Origin of the sequence: Halanaerobacter jeridensis, assembly GCF_016908315.1 — a bacterium.
GTDB classification, from domain to species: domain Bacteria; phylum Bacillota; class Halanaerobiia; order Halobacteroidales; family Halobacteroidaceae; genus Halanaerobacter; species Halanaerobacter jeridensis.
In genome coordinates, this window is sequence record NZ_JAFBDQ010000012.1 from 86,930 (window position 1) to 107,679 (window position 20,750).

The 20,750-nt window shown below is 29.6% G+C and carries 12 protein-coding genes; 11 read left to right on the forward strand and 1 reads right to left on the reverse strand.

From position 1 onward, the window contains the following. Window positions 1-76: 76 nt before the first annotated feature. From JOC47_RS11325 to JOC47_RS11375, 11 genes are all read left to right on the forward strand, one after another. Window positions 77-2,104: an EAL domain-containing protein gene (locus JOC47_RS11325; RefSeq protein WP_439109076.1), complete on the forward strand. Its 2,028-nt coding sequence runs from the start codon at window positions 77-79 to the stop codon at window positions 2,102-2,104. A gap of 253 nt (window positions 2,105-2,357) precedes the next feature. Beyond that, window positions 2,358-4,355, forward strand: a complete 1,998-nt coding sequence (locus tag JOC47_RS11330; RefSeq protein ID WP_204702189.1) for a DUF2339 domain-containing protein — start codon at window positions 2,358-2,360, stop codon at window positions 4,353-4,355. Beyond that, entirely contained in the window at window positions 4,345-4,563 is a 219-nt protein-coding gene (locus tag JOC47_RS11335) for a hypothetical protein (RefSeq protein WP_204702190.1), read from the forward strand. Before JOC47_RS11330 ends, JOC47_RS11335 begins: the two co-directional genes overlap by 11 nt. A gap of 138 nt (window positions 4,564-4,701) precedes the next feature. Further along, window positions 4,702-5,040: a rhodanese-like domain-containing protein gene (locus tag JOC47_RS11340; protein WP_204702191.1), complete on the forward strand. Its 339-nt coding sequence runs from the start codon at window positions 4,702-4,704 to the stop codon at window positions 5,038-5,040. A gap of 231 nt (window positions 5,041-5,271) precedes the next feature. Then, window positions 5,272-8,631, forward strand: a complete 3,360-nt coding sequence (locus JOC47_RS11345) for a diguanylate cyclase (RefSeq protein WP_204702192.1) — start codon at window positions 5,272-5,274, stop codon at window positions 8,629-8,631. A gap of 161 nt (window positions 8,632-8,792) precedes the next feature. Continuing rightward, the gene (locus JOC47_RS11350; protein WP_204702193.1) at window positions 8,793-10,232 is read left to right on the forward strand and encodes an MEDS domain-containing protein; all 1,440 of its coding nucleotides are present in this window, start codon (window positions 8,793-8,795) and stop codon (window positions 10,230-10,232) included. A gap of 30 nt (window positions 10,233-10,262) precedes the next feature. Then, the gene (locus JOC47_RS11355) at window positions 10,263-12,599 is read left to right on the forward strand and encodes a SpoIIE family protein phosphatase (RefSeq protein ID WP_204702194.1); all 2,337 of its coding nucleotides are present in this window, start codon (window positions 10,263-10,265) and stop codon (window positions 12,597-12,599) included. Between the two features lie 214 nt (window positions 12,600-12,813). Next, window positions 12,814-13,371 (forward strand): chromate transporter, encoded by a 558-nt coding sequence (locus JOC47_RS11360; protein WP_204702195.1) that lies wholly within the window; start codon window positions 12,814-12,816, stop codon window positions 13,369-13,371. Continuing rightward, window positions 13,358-13,879 (forward strand): chromate transporter, encoded by a 522-nt coding sequence (locus JOC47_RS11365; protein ID WP_204702196.1) that lies wholly within the window; start codon window positions 13,358-13,360, stop codon window positions 13,877-13,879. The genes JOC47_RS11360 and JOC47_RS11365 overlap by 14 nt, the downstream gene beginning before the upstream one ends. A gap of 270 nt (window positions 13,880-14,149) precedes the next feature. Next, window positions 14,150-16,933 (forward strand): transporter substrate-binding domain-containing protein, encoded by a 2,784-nt coding sequence (locus tag JOC47_RS11370; protein ID WP_204702197.1) that lies wholly within the window; start codon window positions 14,150-14,152, stop codon window positions 16,931-16,933. A 156-nt stretch (window positions 16,934-17,089) separates the two neighbouring features. Further along, window positions 17,090-19,180 carry a methyl-accepting chemotaxis protein gene (locus JOC47_RS11375; protein ID WP_204702198.1) on the forward strand — a complete coding sequence of 697 codons (2,091 nt, stop codon included), beginning with the start codon at window positions 17,090-17,092 and terminating at the stop codon, window positions 19,178-19,180. A 130-nt stretch (window positions 19,181-19,310) separates the two neighbouring features. Here the strand turns inward: JOC47_RS11375 and JOC47_RS11380 are convergent, their stop codons facing one another. Next, on the reverse strand, window positions 19,311-20,300 hold the full coding sequence (locus JOC47_RS11380) for a DUF3231 family protein (RefSeq protein ID WP_204702199.1): 990 nt from the start codon (window positions 20,298-20,300) through the stop codon (window positions 19,311-19,313). Window positions 20,301-20,750: the final 450 nt, after the last annotated feature.

The window sequence follows — 20,750 nt, forward strand, 5'->3', positions numbered from 1 at the left end:
CAATAAATTTAAAGATTTAAATCTGCGTATGAAAATATTAATTGGAATTGGTCTAAGCTTTCTGGTGTTAATGGTATTGTTGATAGGGATAGTATCTTATCAATATAATAATTTATCATCAGAAGGTAAGGACCTTTTAGAAGAACAGTTATTGAATAGAGAAAAAGTCCGAATTAAAAGTTTGGTTCAAACTCGAGCTAAAATTTTAGAGCAAGTGTATAATAGACATCGAGATGAGTTATCTCAGCAAGAAATTGAGGAGTTATTGGCTGAAATTAATCAGAAGGCTGACTTAGATAAAAATTATTTTTTCATTTACACTAATAGTGGTGAAACTATATCTCTCCCTCCTACTCCTTATTTAGAAGGAGACAATCGTTGGGACCTAACAGTCAGAGGTAGAAATTTAGTGCAAGAAATGAGTCAGTTATCTCAACAGGGTGGAGGGGCAATCAAATACCCCTACACTAATCATAATACTGGTGAATTAGGAATTAAGTATGGTTATATAGAACCGATTAAAGGGACTAATTATTTTGTTGGGGCGGGGACTTATAAATCTAATTTTGATTCAATAGTTGATAAGATTAAAACTAAGGTAGCTAATATCAGAGATCAAACTTTTTATTTTTTAATTTTTGGATTTATATTAGTAATGCTAATTATTTTTGAAGTAATTCTTATAATTTCTAATTATATTAATGAACATATCAATAAAGTGTTGACTGGATTTCAGAAAGTAATTAATGGTCGTTTAGATTATAAATTAGAACATGATAATGATGATGAATTTCAAAAGTTAGTGGCTGGTTTTAATTATATGGTAGAGCGGATTAATAATCTAACCTATAGTGACCCCCTAACTGGTCTACCTAATATGAATTTTTTAGAGACAAGTCTTGGTTCAGAGTTAAAAAACATCCAGGATGAAGAAGAAACATTATATTTATTGACGCTAGGAATTAGTAATTTTAGTTTGATTAATAGTAATTATGGCTATCATTTGGGTAATGAATTATTAGAACAAATTTTCTTACGCTTAGATGAAATTATTGATAAAGAGACTACTATTGCTCGCAAGAGTGATGAATTTATACTTTATTTTAAGTCTGAAGCCCAAGAGGCTGAAGTAGAAACTTTAGGGGAAGAAATAATTGAGCAATTAAGTACTCCTTATAATTTTAATGAACAATTAGTTTATGCAGAGCCCAAATTAGGTATAGCTAAATCGCAAAACGGTCAGACTAACTGTGACCGGTTAATTAAAAGATCAGAGTTAGCTCTTCATTTTGCTAATCAAAATGCTAAGGAAGTATTATTTTATAGTTCTGATATGCAGGGCCAATTATCTGATAGAGTTGACCTAGAATCTAAATTACGTAACGCATTAGTTAGAGAAGACTTTTTACTTCACTATCAACCATTAGTAGATAGTAGTAAAGATGAAATAGTAGGGGTTGAAGCATTAATTCGCTGGGATCATCCCCAAGAAGGAATGATTTCACCAGGACAATTCATTCCTATTGCTGAAGATACAGGCATGATAGTTGAAATAGGTGATTGGGTCTTAGAAGAATCATGTTGGCAGTTAAAAGAATGGCAGCAGCAAGGTTATGATGATTTAATGATGTCAGTTAATATTGCTCCTCAACAATTTCAGAACTCTGCTTTTGTCGAAGAAGTAAGTTCTATTATAGAAAGAACGGGAATAGAACCTCAGTATTTAGAGTTAGAAATTACTGAACGGACAGTAATTGAAAATGTTGAATATACAATTGATATACTGAATGATTTAAAAGAATTGGGAGTTAAAATTGCTATTGATGATTTTGGGACAGGTTATTCTTCATTAGAATATTTAACTGAATTTGCTATTGATACTTTAAAAATTGACCGTGCTTTTATTCATAAACAAAAGAATGAAGCAATTGTAAAAACAATTATTGTGATGGGAGATAATTTAGAGTTATCTGTAATTGCTGAAGGAGTAGAAACAGAAGCAGAGTTAGAATTTTTAGCTCAAAACAACTGTTATCTATATCAGGGATACTTCTATAGTCGTCCCCTTCCTGTAGCAGAGATGATTGAACTATTAGAAGCTTAAAAATTAATAATGAGCAATTAAAAGACCGAGCCATAAAATTGGCTCGGTCTTTTGTTATTTATTATGAATCGTAATAATTAAAAATAAATTAGAATAAATTTTATTACAGTTATAAGCACTGATTTATTACTATATAATTCTAAAATTGTTTTATTTTTACATAAAATATGATATAATTTATTTAAGGTATTGCTTTTAATTTTTTAAATTATTGAACTATCTACAAGAAATCTTAATTAGGGGTTGATTAATAGTGGGCAATGAGACTGAAAAAGTTGAGCAAGAACAAAGGCAGGTCAAAAAGAGTAGTTGGGAATTAAAGATTGGTTTACATCTGCTTAATAAAATTGGAGTATTGTTGATTTTATTTGGAGTTATAGCAGGATTTAAATATTCTTATTCACATTGGATTAGTCGCTGGGTCAACAATTATGTTAAAGGAAGTTTCTTCTTTTTATTAGGCGGACTATTTATTGGCGGAGGCGAATGGTTTTATCGCGAAGATAAGCAGGTATTTGCTTTAGGATTATTAGGGGGCGGAATTTCTATTTTATATGCTTCTGTATTTTATAGTTATTTTTTGCTAGAAATAATTAATCTAGTTACTGCCTTTTTAATGATGATATTAATTAGTTTTACTGTAGTTGCTGCTTCACTACGATATAATTCTAAAACTATCTGTTCGCTGGGTTTGATTGGTGGTTATCTAACTTTTATAACTTATGCAATTAATTATCAACTATCAGGAGCTAGTTTATATGGGACGATGATTTATCTTTTAAGCTTAACAGCGGCAGTTTTGACTATATCATTTAAAAAAAGATGGATTATATTAAATTATATTAGTTTCTTTGCTAATTTACCTGCATTACTCTATTTAACAGGGCAGGTAAATAGTGAATTACTTGCTATTATCTATGCTGGGGTTACCTTTATTATGTATTTAGCTATAATATTAGCTTATCCCCTCAAACATCAAATGAGCCTTAGTATATTTGATGTATCTTTATTAGGTGTTAATACTGTTGTTAATAGCTTATTGCTTTATAATTTAGTACTCAAAGCAGGATTGGATAACTTAGCGGGGATAATTACTTTAATTTTGGGGGCTATTTATTGGCTATTAGGAAAACTTGTTCAGCAGAGGATACCCAATGAGAAAAGTACTGCCTTTTTATTTTATGGGGTTGCTGTAATTTTAGCAGTGGTTTTAGTACCACTACAATTTGGGGTTAAATGCTTATCATTAGGATGGCTAATAGAAGCTTTAATTTTAATAGTTTATGGTCATCTTAAGAAAATTGAAGTATTAGAATTCAGTGGTATTCTACTTTTAATTTGTAGTGCGTTTATCTTTATTAAAGTAGATTTAATAGTAGGATTTTTCTTAGGAGATGTTCACTACTTTAGTCTTAAATACTTAGCTTTTACCTTAGGCCAAATTGTGTTACTATTACTTTATTTATTTGATACTAAAACGGATGAAAGAAATGAAGATAGTCAGTCAAGATGGTGGCTTAATAAATTTAAATATTTTGTAGTAATCCATACTTGGATTTATTTATTGTATCAAAGTGGGAAATTATATAATAATTTAGTGAGTACTGGTGCTAATTATTATTTTTATCAGTCTGTAGTAGTAGCTTTAATTTCGATTGGCTATGGACAATTAATTAAAAGATTTAAATTAATTTATGATGAATTCATTAAATATTTTAGTCTTTTCCTTTATCTTTTTGGTGATGCCATCTGTATAGGAATTAATTTAACAATTCCAGTCTTTCTTAAGCCCCAAAATATGACTTTAAAGTGGGTATCTTTGTTAATATTAATAGCTTACAATATTATTGTTTTCTTTAATTTTAAGGAATTACTCACTACAGTATTAAAGAAGAAGAAGTTTTCTCTAGAATGGTTATCAATTATCTTAAGTATATATTTGTTTGGGGTAATTACTACTTTTTTAGCTATTCAATTTAGATTAGGGCGACATAATCTATCATTTAGTATCTTTTATTTAATTTTAGCTTTAGCTTTTATTAGTTATGGCTTTAAAAAGAAATTGATTTATCAACGACGTTTAGGTTTAGGATTAGCGTTATTTGCTACTGGGAAATTATTTCTTTATGATTTATCCTTATTAAGTTCAGGAGCTAAAATAGTGGCTTATTTTGTTTTTGGAGTAGTATTATTGACTATTTCATTCATTTATCAAAAGATGGAAGAAGCTTTAGAAAATTATGAGGAATAGTAGAAAAATTAAAGTTATAATGGTTTTGATTTTGTTCTTAGTTCTTTTAATAAGTTATCCGAGTAGGGCAGGAGAAGAAGTAAAAGACGAGTCTTCACAGCTAAGAGAAGAAATTGATTGGGAATATATTTTCAATGTAGTTCTTGTTCTAATTTCCTTATTACTAGTGATAGTATTAATTACTAAATTAGATTTTTTAGAAAAGTGAAATGTAGTTGTTTTAAATTAATGATAGAGATTTAAGCAGGAATTCATAGTACTAATATTTAATTAATAAAAGTAAGCATAATTTATAATATTTAATCTAGTTAAAGTAGTATTTAAATAAGGAAAGGAGAATATTAAAATGATTAAAGATATGATTGCAGGTTTATTTGGCAAGGGAGTAGAAGAGATTACTCCTCAAGAAGTAGCAGATAAAGATATTCCAGTAATTGATGTGCGAAAGAAAAAAGCTTATCAACAAGGACATATTCCTGGGGCAATTAATATTCCTTATGGCGAATTTGAAAAAGATCATCCTAAATTAGCTAATCTTGATCAAGAACAAGAAATTGCTGTTAATTGTGTGATAGGAGCATCTAGCAAAAAAATTACTAGATTGTTAAATGAAGCAGGTTATGAGAAAGCTAAAAGTATGAAAGGCGGTTTTAGAGCCTGGGATGATAAGGTGGAAAAAAATTAAAATTCATATTTAAGTCCCTAGGTTAAGAGCCTAGGGTTTTTCTATGTATAAATTGCTCTATTTTTTAAATCTAATTATATTTTTTAGAAAAAAAAGAAGGAATGTTAGCTGGTGTTGTGGTAATATATGTATAAGAATATTTTTACAAAAGATAATAAAAAATAGTAAAGAGGAGGTGAAGGTCTGGTTATATATGGATATTTGAATGTGATTTTATAACCAGGATTAATTATGAGTTTATACCATGAACAAGATTTTGATTCTACGCAACAACAATTTATTATTAATTATTTAAATAGTATTTGGAATAATGTTAGAAAGAAGAATATAAACTCTATTTTTTTTAATATTGAAGCTGAAGAATTTGAAGAGGGATTTCCTCGCTATATTAAAGAATTTAAAGATGAATGCCTAATTTTAGAGGAAGAAATAGATAATAATTATAATCCACCGTATCAGCCTTTTTTAAAGTTTATAGCAGAGTATTTGCAGGATTATTCTCCTTTAGAAATTGAAAAATATATTGAAGAAACAGATATTTATCAACTCCACAAACCTTTGTTCATTGATTTTTTTAATTCTAAACAAGCTCAAAGAAAAGAAGAAATAATTTTAGAAGAGTTTAAATATGAACAACAGCAGATGTTAAGGTCGATTATCAAGTTATTAATTAAGTTGACTGAAGAACAGGGGCCAGTGCTAATTGTTATTAAAAACTTAGAACAATCCAGTGCTTCCACTTTGAACATAATCCAACATATAATAAAAAAAGACTACCAAGTTCAATTAATGTTTTTAGTTTCTTTTGATAAACGATATCGAGTTTTAATGTCTGGAGGCAGAAAGAAAAAGTGGGATCAGTTTATTAAGACTGTGGAAAGAGAAAATATGATCATTAATTTAAATCAGCAAGAAGAACTAAAACAAGGATTAAGTAATGAGGAAGAAGAAAATTTAGTTGGCGAAGAATTAATTGAGTTAGGAAGTCATTGCTTTAGTTTTTTAGCTTTAGATGAAGCCAAAAAATATTTAGAGGAAGTATATAATTATTATCAACAGCAAAATTTGAACTTAGATAGTGATAATTATATTAAATTATTAAATAAATTAGGTGATACTTATAACTATTTAAATGAAGATAATAATGCGTTACTTATTTACCAAGCCTTAGCTGATTATTTGAAAACTAAGAATCGAAGTAAAGAATTGGCTACTGCTTATCGTAAAAGTGCTGTGGTCCATTTTAAGAAATATAATTTAGAAACTGCTGAAGATTTAATAGATAAAAGTTTAAAATTAGCCCAAAATGATGGTACAGAGCAGCAATTGTTTTTAATTTATTTTTTAATTTGTCTAATCCAAGAGAGAAAAAAGGAGTATAGTCCTAAACAGTGGCAAGAATTATATAATAAAACTGTCTCATTAGGAAAAAAATTAGAATTATATAATACTTTAGCCTGTTTTTATACTCATTTTCATTATATTTACTATATTGAAGTAGTAGAACAAAATAACCAGGAAGCAATGAAAAATTTACAAGAGCTAGTAGATGAAAATAAAAATGCAAAAGATAACAATAATAGATTAATGGAAGATACCTACTATAAAGAGGTTTTAAGAATTGCTCAAGATTATGATAATCAGTATCGTCTGGCAGCAGCTTATCAATTGAAGGCTGTAATTTATGGGGGCAAAGGGGATAAAGAACAAGTTTTAAAGTACTACAAGAAGAGTGAAAAGATAAAAGAAGAGTTAGATATCAAACGTGAACTAGCTTATATTTATAATGGTTTAGGGCATCATTATTTTACTTGCGAAAATTATGAACAAGCTTATGATTATCATAATCAAGCTTTACAATGTTTAAGAGAAGTTAAAGATTATCATGAAATTGCAGTAACTTGTTTAAATCAAGGCTTGAATTTATATTTTGCTGGAGAACATCAACTATCTATTATCTATTTAACGGAGTTGTTAGAAATATTGCGTGTGCTGCAATTAGAAATCTTAATGTATCAATCACAGGGGAAATTATATTCCTTATTAGGTATTAATTATTTAAAAATAGGTAATTTTGCTAAAGCGGAAGAATGTATGCTAAAATTAAAGTTTGAAGGTGTTGATAAGAGTAGTGGAGATATTTTAGAACCATTCTTTGTAGAATTGTTTACTGCTCTATATTATAAATCTCGAGGTGATTATCAACTAGCTAAGAAATATTTTTCTAAAGCTTTAGTTTTATTAAATAATATAAATTATGATGTAGAATATATTTATCCTCATTTTTATTATGAATACGGATTAATGTATAAAAAGATTGACCAGCCAAAAAGAGCAGAAAAGGTATTAAAATTAGGTTTAGAATATTGTGAAAAACTAGATTATAATTTTTATAAAAAATTAATTTTACAGCAATTAGGAATTGAGAAAGAAATAGATGAATTCTATTTTGAAGAAGTTAAGTTTGACTTTGATTGGATTGCTGAATCAGCTGAATTAGAGGAGACATTAAATAAGTTTCACAACCAAATGAGTCGGGTTAAATTTTTGAATCGAGTGCAGGATATGCTAGTTAAAATTGAAGAAAAAGAAGAATTAATCAATAAAATAATGAAATTAATAGAATATAATTTTTTAGCTGAGTATAGTAATTTGTTTTTAAAAGAAGATGGTGAGTGGGAAAATTATTTTGCTTCTGAGCAAAAGTTTGTACAAAAAATCGAAGTAGAAAAATTAATTGCCAAAATGACTGCTGCTGGAGAAGAAAAATTAGTTGATGGTCGTAAAGATAATTGTGAAATCAAAGATTTAGTTGGTGATTTTAATACTTTGATCTTTATTCCTTTAAAAATAAAGGACGAGATAATTGCTTGTTTGTTCTGTTTTACTGTGAGTGGAGATTTAGAATTGACAGTTGATGATTTACAGATTTTATCTATCTTGGGTCAGCAATTAGCAAATGCTTTAGAAAAGATTGCAAAAGATGTAGAATTGAAAGAGGCTTATGAAGAGTTACAGGATTCTTATAGTAAAGTGTTAAAATTATCTAAAACTGACTTCTTGACAGGTCTGTATAATAGATTTGAGTTAATTAAAAAGTTGAATCAAGAGAAAAGTAGAATAGAGCGTTATCAAAATTATGATCCAAATTATTATTCGGTAATGTACATTGATCTTGATAATTTCAAATATTATAATGATCATTTCGGACATGATATAGGAGATTTAGTTTTGTGTAAATTTGCTGAGTTATTAGAACATGGAACTCGTGATGTTGATTTTGTATCTCGCTTTGGTGGAGATGAATTTGTAGTTGCTTTACCAGAAACTAAAGCTGTCTGTAGTTATAATGTAGCTAAAAGAATACAAAGTAGGTTAGTAGAAGTAGAGCAATTTAAAGTAGATATTGAAGAGAAATTAGGAGAGGAAATAAATATTGCTCCTGAAAAAAGATTAACTTGTTCTATTGGTATTGCAGAAAATGATCCGGACAATCATTTGAGTAATGATCAATTACTGAAGAGAGCTGATCAAGTATTGTATACCGCTAAAGAAGAAGGGAAAAATCAAATTAAAATTTGGATGAATTAAAACTCTTGAGCTGTTGCTCAGGAGTTTTTTTTGCAATAACTTAGACAAAAATTGACAAAATTAAAGGAATTTTTATTTCAAAGTAGAATAAACTAAATGAAGATAAAAAATTTAGAAAAATTAAGAGTTGAAGGTAGAATTAGACTTTAAGGGGGGGGTTAATGACTAAAGTTACTTCAAATTTTGATGAAATAAAGCCTCAAGACCATTTATGCTTACTTTATGAAGGACATGAAGAATGGAAGTCAGCGGTAACTGACTTTTTAAAAACAGGATTAAGGCAAAATCACAGATGTTTATATATTAGTGGTGCTTATAGTACGACTAAAGTGAAAAAATATTTAATAGAAGCAGGAGTAGCTGTTGAAAATAAAATTGAGAGTGAGCAACTAATTCTACTAGATAAAGAGGATTCTTATGCTCAAAATAAAGAGTTTATACCTGATAAAATGATTGATTTTTTGAAAAAAGAGGCAAATAGAGCTATAGCTGATGGATATGATTCACTGCGAGTGACGGGAGAAATTAGTTGGGCTTTAAATTATGAACGAGGTAAAGAGAAGATTATTGAATATGAGTTTAAGTTAAATCAAAAGTTATTTCCTGATTATCCAGTGATAGCTCTATGTCGTTATAATCTTAATAAATTCACACCAGAAATGATAAAGAATGTGATAAAAGTTCACCCATATATAGTTTTGAATGAGCAAGTGCAGTCTAATCCTTATTATATTGAACCACAGAAGTTTAATTCCCAGCAAGAAGAGGTCGAACAATGGATTGAAAATATAAGTTCTTTTACTAAATTAAAGGGTCGCTTTCGAACCTCGATTAAAAGAAGTCAAAATCAATTAGAAGAGAAAAATCGTAAATTAGAGCAACTTCTGTATAGTACATCTCATGATTTGCGTTCACCTCTGCTCAATATTAAAGGATTTAGCGAGGAAATCAAGCATGATTTTGAGGTGGTTAAAAGATTAATCAATAATCAAACAAATAATGAGGATAAATTAAACTATTATTTAGAAGAAAGTCTGCCTGAAGATATTGATTATATTTTGAAGAGTGTAAAGCGGATGGATGATTTATTAAAAGAGTTGTTAAAATTATCGCGGATAACAGTTAAAGATTTAGATAAAGAGTTAGTCAATACTAATCAGTTGATACAGAGTATTAAAGACAATTTTGCTTATCAGCTAGAAGAAAAAAATGTTAACTTAACTGTAGACCAACTCCCTGATTGTTATGGAGATAAAAAACAACTCAAACGTGTTTTTTCCAATCTGCTTGATAATGCTATTAAGTATTTAAATCAGAGTGGAGAAAATAGAATTGAAATTAAAGGTTGGAATTTAGATAAACGAGTTGTTTATGCTGTCGCAGATAATGGTATAGGAATCGTTGCTAGTGAGCAAGAAGAAATTTTTGATATTTTTACCCGAGTTACTAATCAAGCCTCTGTATCTGGTGAAGGAATTGGTCTAGCCTTAATTAAAGAAATAATTGATTTGCATCAGGGGAAAATTTGGTTAGAATCTAAAGAAAAAGTAGGAAGTATCTTCTTTTTTGCTATTCCTAAGTTGAATTTTTGGCAAAATTAATGTAAATGAGTATTATAGGAGATGATTAATATGAATTATAAGTTTGCTGATACAGAAGATGAAATACTTATTATAGAAGATGACGAAGGATTAAATAGGTTAATTGAAAAGAAGTTAACTGCTTTGGGGTATCAGAATCAAATAGCTTATTCAGGGCAAGAGGCATTAGAATTAATTTCAGAGAAGAGTTATGATTTATTATTATTAGATTATCAATTGCCTGATATGAAAGCTGAAAAAATAATTAAGGAGTTGGATAATCCGCCAGCTTTTATTATTATGACTGCAAATGGTAATGAGAAGATAGCAGTAAAAATGATGAAATTAGGAGCAGCAGATTATTTGATTAAAGATTATAATTTTCTCGATTTATTACCAGAAGTTATAAAAAACACTTTAAAAGAAGTGGATAAATCTCAACAATTAGAAGTAGCTAAGCAAAAGTTAGAAGAAAACTCTAATTATTATGAGAGTTTATTTACTGAAAATCCTAAAGTCTTATTATTAGTTCATCCGCAAAGTAAAACTATTGTTGATGCTAATCAAGCTGCTTTATCTTTTTATGGGTATAATAAAGATGAGTTAATTAGCCAAAAAGTAGGTAAAATTACTGCTACCACTTCTAAAGAATTAGATGCTAGAATTAAAGAAATTAAATCAAATCAGCAAAATTATTTTGAAGCACTCCATATTTTAGCTAATGGAGAGCAGAGAGAAGTGAGGATTTATAGTTCTATCATTTTAGTCCAAGGACGAGAATTGATATATTTGATTGTGACAGATGTTAATGAAGAAAAAGAACTCAAAAAGCAATTACAGCAAGAAGAAAGGAAATACCAGCTTTTATTTGAAAATACAGGAACTGCTACAGCTATTGTAGAAGATGATGGAACTATTGCATTAGTTAATCAAGAGTTTGAATTATTAACTGCTTATAGAGGAACAGAAGTAGAAGAAAAGATGTGTTTTGATCATTTAGCTAATTCGAATGAAAAATTAGAAGAAATTTTAGCACAGGTTCAAAGTAGAGAAGGAAATCAGATCCCCCAAAAATATGAATTTCAAATTGTAGATAAATATGGACAAATTAAGGATGTATTAATTAAAGTTAAAATTATTCCTGAAACTCAAGAAAGAATTGTATCAATGCTAGATATCACTGAGAGAAGAAAAAAAGAAAAAGAACTAGACCGAGCTTATCAACAATTAAACCAAAATCTCAACAAAGCTCGTAAATTACATCAATATTTTTTACCACAAAATTCTGCTCAATTTGAAGAGTTCTGTATTAATACATATTATCAACCTGCTGATGAATTAGGGGGGGACTTTTATAATTTTGAACGAGTTAATGATAAATTAGTATTTTATGTAGCTGATGTAGTTGGACATAGTTTAGATGGGGCAATGTTGAATTTGTTAGTTAGAGACCAGATTAATGAATTTATTAATAAAACTAAAATTGCTTCTCAAACTAATGACGAAAAGAATAATTATTTGACGCCTGAACGAATGATGGAAGAAATTTTAAAAAATTATTTGGAGCAAAGTTTTCCTGAAGATTATTTTTTGTGTCTACAAATTGGGGTGCTTGATTTAACAGAACAGCAGTTACAGTATAGTAATGCTGGATTTCATATTTTACCTTTTGTAATTACTAGTGAAGGGCAATTGAATAAAATAGAGAATTCTCATTTGCCGATCACTAATCTTGAAAATGATTATGGTGGTTTTTCTAAGGAAAAGTATCAACTACATGCTGGAGAAAAATTATTTATTACTACTGATGGATTAATTGAAGAAAATAATGACGGTCAACGTTATGGGCAAGAACGACTAAAAAGAATATTAAAAAAATATTACTCTATGCCAACTAATATTTTGCTGGATAAAATAAAGAAGGATTTAAAAGATTTTGTGGGTGGGTTAAACACTAAAGATGATATAACATTTTTAATATTTGAAAAGGAGTTTCATATAGAATTTTCTCAAGAAATAAAGAGTGATTTTGAAGAAATGAATCAACTAGAAGAGGAGTTATATCAATTTTTAGTGGAATATACTGCTGATATTGATCTTTTACAAATAGGTTTTCATGAAATAATCACTAATGCTATTGAACATGGGAATCAATTGCAAAGAGAAAAGAAGGTAGAGGTTAAAGTTGTTGTTTGTGAGGAATATATAAGACTTGTAATTGCTGACGAGGGCAGTGGATTTAATTGGTCAGAGAAGTTAGACACTAAGCTTGAAGAGGTTGGACTTGCTGAACGGGGGCGAGGATTAATAATAGCAGAACAAAGTTATGACCAAGTTGAATTTAATGAGGCGGGGAATCAAGTCTGTTTAATAAAATTCAGAGATTAATTGTCGTCATGACTTATTTTGCTAAAGAAGTAAAAACTATAGCTAATAATTATACTCCCGGATTTTTAGCCCGGGAGTATAATTATTAGTATTAGTCTTTATAGTTAAGACTGGTATTATAATAATCTAACTGTTTTTGAAACTAGAAATAAATACTTAAGTTTGATACACTATAAACAGGTTGAATTAAGTTTAAATTGGAGGGTTAAAAAGGATGGAGAATATCAAACTTAGGGACTTATTTAAAATTTTTTTAGAAGTAGGTGGCTTTACCTTTGGTGGTGGCTATGCGATGCTGCCGTTATTAGAAACAGAGCTAGTTGAAGAAAGAGAGTGGCTCAGTAATGAAGAGTTTTTAGATATATTTGCGATAGTGCAGGGAATACCTGGCATTATTGCTATTAATTCTGCCTTGTTTATTGGCTATAAATTAAAAGGAGTTTTAGGTGCTTTAACTGCTGTGACTGGAATTAGCTTACCTTCGATTGTAATTATTAGCTTAATTACTGAACCATTATTAAATTTACAGCATAATCAATATATTAGTGGTATTTTTATGGGGATTCGAGTCTGTGTAGTAGTTTTAATCTTTTGGGCTGGTTTTAAAATGGGCAAAAAAGCAATTATAGAAGCTAAAAGTATTTTATATACTGTAGGAATGTTAGTCGGTATTTTATATTTTGATCTATCACCAATTATTTTAATTGCAGCAGCAGGAATAATTGGATTAATTGTTAATCGAGATAAGGAGTATAACAATGATACTACTTAAATTATACATAACGTTTTTCAAAATTGGATTATTTACCTTTGGCGGTGGCTATGCGATGCTGCCTTTGATTCAAAAAGAGATGATTCAACATGGATGGTTGACTGTAGAGCAGTTTATGGATATTGTTGCAGTGTCTCAGATGACACCAGGAGCAATAGCGATTAATAATGCAACTTTTATTGGTTTTAAATTAGCAGGGGTTCCTGGGGTCTTGGCTACTACTTTGGGAGTGATATCGCCATCTTTGATAATTGTTTTAATCATTGCTTCAGTATTTAATAAATTTGCTGATAATAAATTAGTACAGCGGGCTTGGGCAGGGATTCGACCGACTGTGGTAGGATTGATTTTAGCAGCAGTGATTTCACTAGGGAAAAAGGCAATTACTGGTTTTAAAGAAGTTTTAGTAGCTGTAATTGTTTTATTTTTATTAGTTAAATTAGATTTACATCCCATTATTGTGATAGTTTTTTCTGCAATTTTAGGTTATTTGTTAGTATTTGTCTAATAAATTGATCTTTAAAAAGGGGAAAAATAGTTTATGTCGAAATAAGTAGATAAGAGAAAATGATAAATTTTAGTAATATTAAAAAACTATGACTGAGAAAAATAAATAATTATAGAGGAGGGGTAAAATGAAAAACAACCCTCGCATAATACTAGTCTTAATATTGTTTGTATTATTTAGTTTTTTTAGTGTTCATGCTGCAGCTGAAAATATAAATTTAACTGATGAAGAAAAAATTGGATAAAAGAACATGAAGAAGTTAAAGTAGCAATGATGAAAAGATTCCCTCCATTTTCTTATGTATCGTCAGATGATGAAAATTTGCAAGGCTTTTCTGTAGATCTATTTAAGTTATTAGCAGAAAAAACAGGATTGGAATTTAAATTTGAAACAGGTTTTTGGGCTGAAAATTTAAGTGAATTCAAAAATAATGAAGTAGATTTGATATCTGGAATTTCTTATAAGGAGGAACGGACAAGATATACCTATTATACTGAACCTTATTATAAAATTCCGTTAGTAGTATACATACGTAAAGATAATAATTGGTATCAAACTTCTCAAGATTTGTCAAATAAAAAGATTGGGGTTACCAAAGATGTATACTATAAAGATACTTTAAGACAAGAACTTGGTTCTGAAATTGTAGGGATGAAGAATAATGAACAGTTACTTAAAGCTTTAGCATATGAAGAAATAGATGCAGTAATTACTAATTTGTCAATTGGTAATTTTTATGTACAAAAGAATGTTTTGCAAAATATAAAGTTGGCTGGAGAATATAATAGTTCTCAGCTAACTAAAGAGGATCTAAGAATTGGAATTCAAAAAGAAAAACCTGTAATATTAAAAGATATTATAGAAAAAGGATTAAATGCAATTACGGAAACAGAATGGACAAGATTAAAGAAAAAATGGATAGATAATGCGGTAAAAAGAGATAACAATACTATAAATTTAACTTCTCGTGAAAAAAAATTTGTTGAGCAACGAGAAGTAATTAAAGTTGGTATTGATAAAAATTGGCCGCCTTTTGCCTATACTGTAGGAAGTCAGTCTTTTGGATTAAGTGTTGATTTAATTAATGAATTAGCTGATAAATTAGGTATAGAAATAAAATATGTCAATGGGTCATGGAATGAATTATTGCATAAATTAAGAGAAAGAAAAATTGATGTTTTACCCTCAGCTTATAAAACTGAAAATAGGCAGCAGTTTGCTTTGTATACTACTCCATATTATAATAGCCGGACTGTATTTATAACACGAACAGATACAACAGATGTTTCTAAAATAGAGCAATTATACGGCAAAGTTGTAGCAGTTCCTAAAGGTTGGGCTTACGAAGAATATTTAAGAACTAATCATCCGCAGGTAAAGTTGTTAGCAGTAAATAACATGAAAGACGCATTTCTTCAGCTAGAACAGAAAACAGCAGATGCAGTGATAGGTTATTCTGCTACAGTTAAATATTTTCTGCAGAAGAATTTAGTTACTGATATTAAGGTTGCCGGTAAATTTAAAAGTTATGAGCAAGATAAATTTAGAAAATTACATTTTATGGTGCGTGATGATTGGCCTATATTACATCGCATGTTAGAAAAATCTTTAGCTAGTATATCTCCTGCTGAAATGGTAGAACTAGAGGAAAAGTGGGTACAGAGTAAGGAAGAAGAGATGAGCTATTTAACAGCAGAGGAAAGAAAATATTTAGAAGATAAAGAACAGATTACGATGTCTGTTAATCCTAAGTGGATGCCCTTTGAAAAAATAAATGAGCAAGGAGGATATGAGGGTACAGTTGCACGCTTTTTTGAGCTCTTAGAAGAACAGTTGAAGGTTGAAATAAACGTTAAAGAAACAGAATCTTGGCAGAAATCATTAGAACGAACTGCAGCAGGGAAGAGTGATATTGTATCTACTGCTGTTAAGCCAAGAGATGAAAATTTAGCGTTTACTGAATCTTATGTTGACTACCCTTTTGTAATTGCTACGAGACAAGATGAGATTTACGTGAGTAATTTAAGGGATTTACAAAATAAAAAGATCGGTTTAAGCAAAGGATGTCCTTTATTTGAAGTAGTTCAGGAAAAATACCCGCAAATTGATTTTGTCAAAGTAAAAAACTCTGAAGTAGGATTAGAAAAAGTACAAGACAGTGAATTATTTGGCATGGTCAATACTGCGCCGCGTTTGGGTTATATCATTCAGCAAAAAAATATGTTTGACTTAAAGATATCAGGAGAATTAGCAGCAAAAATGGATTTGCGGATTGGTGTTAATCCGGAAGATGAAATGTTATTGAATATTTTGAATAAAGCGATGCAGCAAGTCGAGCAAGAGAAGAAAAAGGAGCTTTTTAATAATTGGTTAACAATAAGGTATCAAGAGAGATTTAATTATTCATTACTGTTTAAAATTTTAGCTGGAATAGGAGTAATAGGATTATTTATTTTATACCGGCAATATGAACTGAAGAAATTCAATCAAAAATTAAGGTCTTTAAATCAAAAATTAGCTGAAGCTAATAATAAATTAAAAAATATGTCTTATATAGATGGTTTGACTCAGATTCCTAATCGGCGCAAATTTGATGAGATATTAGAAAAAGAATGGAAACATTGTAAAAGAGAACAATATCCCTTATCTTTAATTATGCTTGATTTAGATTTTTTCAAAGAATTTAATGATCGCTATGGTCATTTAGCCGGAGATGATTGTTTAAAACAGATAGCTGAAACACTAGAAGAATATGTTAATCGGCCGCGTGATTTAGTTGCTCGCTATGGGGGAGAAGAGTTTATAGTAATTTTACCTGAAACTAAAGCTCAGGGAGCAAAGCAGGTAGGTGAAAAGATACAGCAGGCTGTTATTGACCTAAAGATTGAGCATAAAGATTCTAAAGTGGCTTCGTATGTAACAGTGAGTTTAGGTGTGAGTACTGTTATTCCACATGATGATATTTCTAGAGATGACTTTGTTGATGCAGTAGACCAAGCAATGTATCAGGCTAAGCAAAATGGTCGCAATCAAATTAAAGTAAAAAAACTATAGTGAAAGTCATATTTTGTCCCTCATTCTTGTGAGGGACTATTATCGTTAAGAATGTAGAAAGTTGTAGAAAAATGAAGGGTTTTGAATGATTTTAGACAAAACTATATTTATGAAGGTTGTGTTTGAAAATTATTTGTTTAGGGGGAGGGGATAAGAATGAAATTAAAAAGTTTAAGTCTTAAGAAAAAAGTTATTTTATTATTAATTAGTTTAGCCATTGTTTTTATTGTTATTACTACAGCAATGGGATATTTTAAAATATCAGATTTGCGCGAAGAAGTGTTGGATAAAAATACCCAACAACTAAAACAGGAGTTCGAAAATGTTTTAGCTGCTAAAAAGAAAGTGTGGTTGACAAATGCGCTTCAGATAGCTAAAAATTCAGGTGTAAAACAGGCTATGGCTGAAAAAAATAGAGAAGCAGGGATTGAATTATTGAAAAATTATAGTAAAGTTTTTAAAGAAAATACAGGCTTTAATAATATTAAAGTACATTTAATTGATGCTAATCTAAATTCTTTTGTTAAATCTTGGGCTTATAATGATTATGGTGATAATCTTAGTTACTCTGATGCGTATAAAAAAGTAAAAGAGACTAAACAAGGGATGGTTACTATAGAAGAATCTTCGCAAGGATTAAGATTAAAAGGTTTATATCCAGTCGAATATCAAGGTGAGTTTGTAGGAATAGTTAATTTTGAAGGTGGATTAAATTCTATCAAAAGAACTTTAAAGGGCAATAACATTGAATTTTTATATCTACTGAAAAATAATTATTTAGATGTAGCTGAAAAATTAAAAGGGAAAAGTGAACTGGGGGATTATGTTCTAAGTCAGAAAGATATTGATTTAGATTTTTTAGGGCATGTACAGAAAAGTTTGAACTTAGATAAAGCTTTAAGTAATTATTATTTTGATAATAATTACTTAAATATTGTCCAACCGCTGACTGACTTTAAAGGAGATAAAATTGGAATAGCAGTTTTAGCTAAAAGTAGGGAGTCTGTATTAAGTGAAGTAAAAGAAAGTCAAAGTATAATTTATACTCTTTATTTTTCTTTCTTAGCTATCTTTATAGTATTAATTATTTGTATTTATTTCTTTATGAATCACTATATTACTAAACCTATTAAGAAATTCCAAGAAATATTTACCCAAGCTGCTTTAGGTGACTTTACGGTACGCTATCCGATTGAAGAAGTAAATTGTTCAGAGATTATGGACTGTGATGAAGAAGAGTGTTCTGATTATGGCAAAAATGGTGTTCTATGTTGGTTTGACGTAGGGAGTTATGCTCCAGATTTTGACCGTGAAATTGAATGTCCTAAAATTTCTGAAGGAGAATATGAATCATGTGAAGAATGTGAAGTCTATCAGCAGGTGTGTACTGATGAAATCATTACTCTAGGGGCTTGGTTTAATAAACTAATGGATGTTTTAGATGATATGATCCATCAAATCAAAGAGAATTCTAGTGATTTATCTGCTTATAGTCAAGAATTATCAGCCTCAGCCCAAGAAGGTAATGCTACCATAGAAACTACTAATGATTTAGTAGAAAATATGTCGGCTAATATAGAAGAAATATCTGCTAGTGCCGAAGAAGTAACTAGTTTTGCTCAAGAATCAAGCTCTAAAACTGAAGTAGGCAGTGAAGATATTGAAAATACCCTTGAAAGTATAGATGCTATTAATAATTCTGCTGATGAAGCGTTAGATATTATTGATAGTTTAGATGATACGGCAGAAGAAATAGGTAAAATAGTAGAAATGATCACTAATATTGCTGAACAGACTAATCTCTTAGCTTTAAATGCAGCTATTGAGGCAGCAAGAGCAGGCGAAGCTGGACAAGGTTTTGCAGTAGTAGCAGAAGAAATTAGAGAATTAGCTGAAGAAACCAATGATGCTACGCAGGAGATTACACAGTTAGTGAATAAGACGCAAAATAAATCAGATGCGGGATTAGAAGCTGTTAAAGAGGTACAGGAAAGAGCCAATCAAGGTGAAGAGGTGGCCCAAAAAACTAAGCAGGTTTTTGAAGAAATTAGAGAAGCTAGTAATCAAACTGCTCAGCAAATAGAAGAAACTGCTAATGCTACTCAGGACTTAGCTGAAAAGAGTGAACAGGTAAGAAGTAGTACTGGGGATATTGATGAAATGTCTAATGAAATATCACGCTCTTCCCAGGAATTAGCAGAGATGGCACAGAAACTAAAAGGTCTGGTCGAACAATTTGAAGTATAATAGTTAGCTAATACTCTCGGGTTAAATACTCGAGAGTATTATTTATCTAAAAAACGGTGAATGGCTAATAATAGAGAAAAATTGATTTCCAACTGGGATTTAGATTGAAAGAGTAATTAATAAATAATATTTATTCTTGAGTTCGCTTTAATTTAGGAAGACTAGACATCCAGTTTTTAGTTTTACCATATTTAATTAATTGATCAATCATTTCAATTTCAGAAAATAATAGTTGTTTAAAAAAAGATCGTACTTCTTTATCAACTATCATTTCTTGAATACTAGCTCCGTGTAGAAAAGCAGCATTTTGCATACCGTTTAAGACCATATTAAAAATATATTCATCTCCTAATATTTCTGTAGTTTGGGGGTAGGGAATGCTGTTCGGAAATTTAGTGGGTAAAGTAACACCGTGTTTTGAGAGTAGTTTTTCTAGTTCTGCGGTTTGTTTTTGCAATACAGTAATGCCTTTATTAAGAATAAGTTTAAAGTCATTGTCACTAACGAAGCCAGTATAAATTTTGGTTTGATGAATGTGAACATAGCGGTAATTTAAATGTTCCCATAAATGATAGATTTCATTAGCAGCTATTTCTTCTCCAGTTTTACTGCTTTTATAAAGAGGTGGATATTCAATCCAATTTTTACTTTTTAGATATTCTATATATTGATGAAGTTTATTAACTGCTTCTTTAATAAATTCAATAAAAATCTGACGAAGTTGATCACTAAAGATAGCATCATTAATGGTTTTAATCTGTACTGATATATTTGCTTTGAGAAAAACATATAATAAATTGGCTATATTTTCATCCTGCATAAGTTCTACTCTTTCTGGTAGATTAATGTTTGGAGGACTTGGTTTAGCACTTTTAAGTGAGTACTTTTCCATGATTGTTTCAATTTTTTCTACTTCTGTTTGAAAGTAGTCACAGTGTTTTTTTAGAACATATTTAAAATCTTTATCATGAACAAAGTTTATGTTTAATCTAATGTTGTTAAGAAAAATATGATGCATTTGACTGAGATTCCATAATTGATGTGCTTCCTGCGAACTGATTCGAGTATGTGGCTTTTTTAATGTGTCTTCAACACCTAATAGCTCTTTTAAAAAGGACATATTTATGCTCCTATTCGTTTATAATTTGTGATTATTAATAGTATTGATAAATTTAATTTTTTTATTCATTAGAGATTAATTTTAATTAGAGAATGTGAAAAAGAATATCATCAGAAGTAATCATTATTTAAATAATGATTACTTCTATCAATTTATGTTCAGTTACTAGTTAGTCACTTATGAACATAAATTTTTAAATACAAATCATAGTCATCAAATTGGGATTCTTGACTTTGTGTGATATAATCTATATAAAGTTTCACTTCCAGTGAAACTTTATAGCTAGAAGTAAGTAGTTAGGAGCTAGTAGTTAAAAACATAAAATCAAAACCAAGAGGCACAATCAAAAAATAAATAACCTCACTTTAAGATAATCCCTGACCCCACTATTAAAGTAAAACTATCATTAGATGGCTGAGCAAGTTTTTCGTAGTGGCATTAAATTTAGGA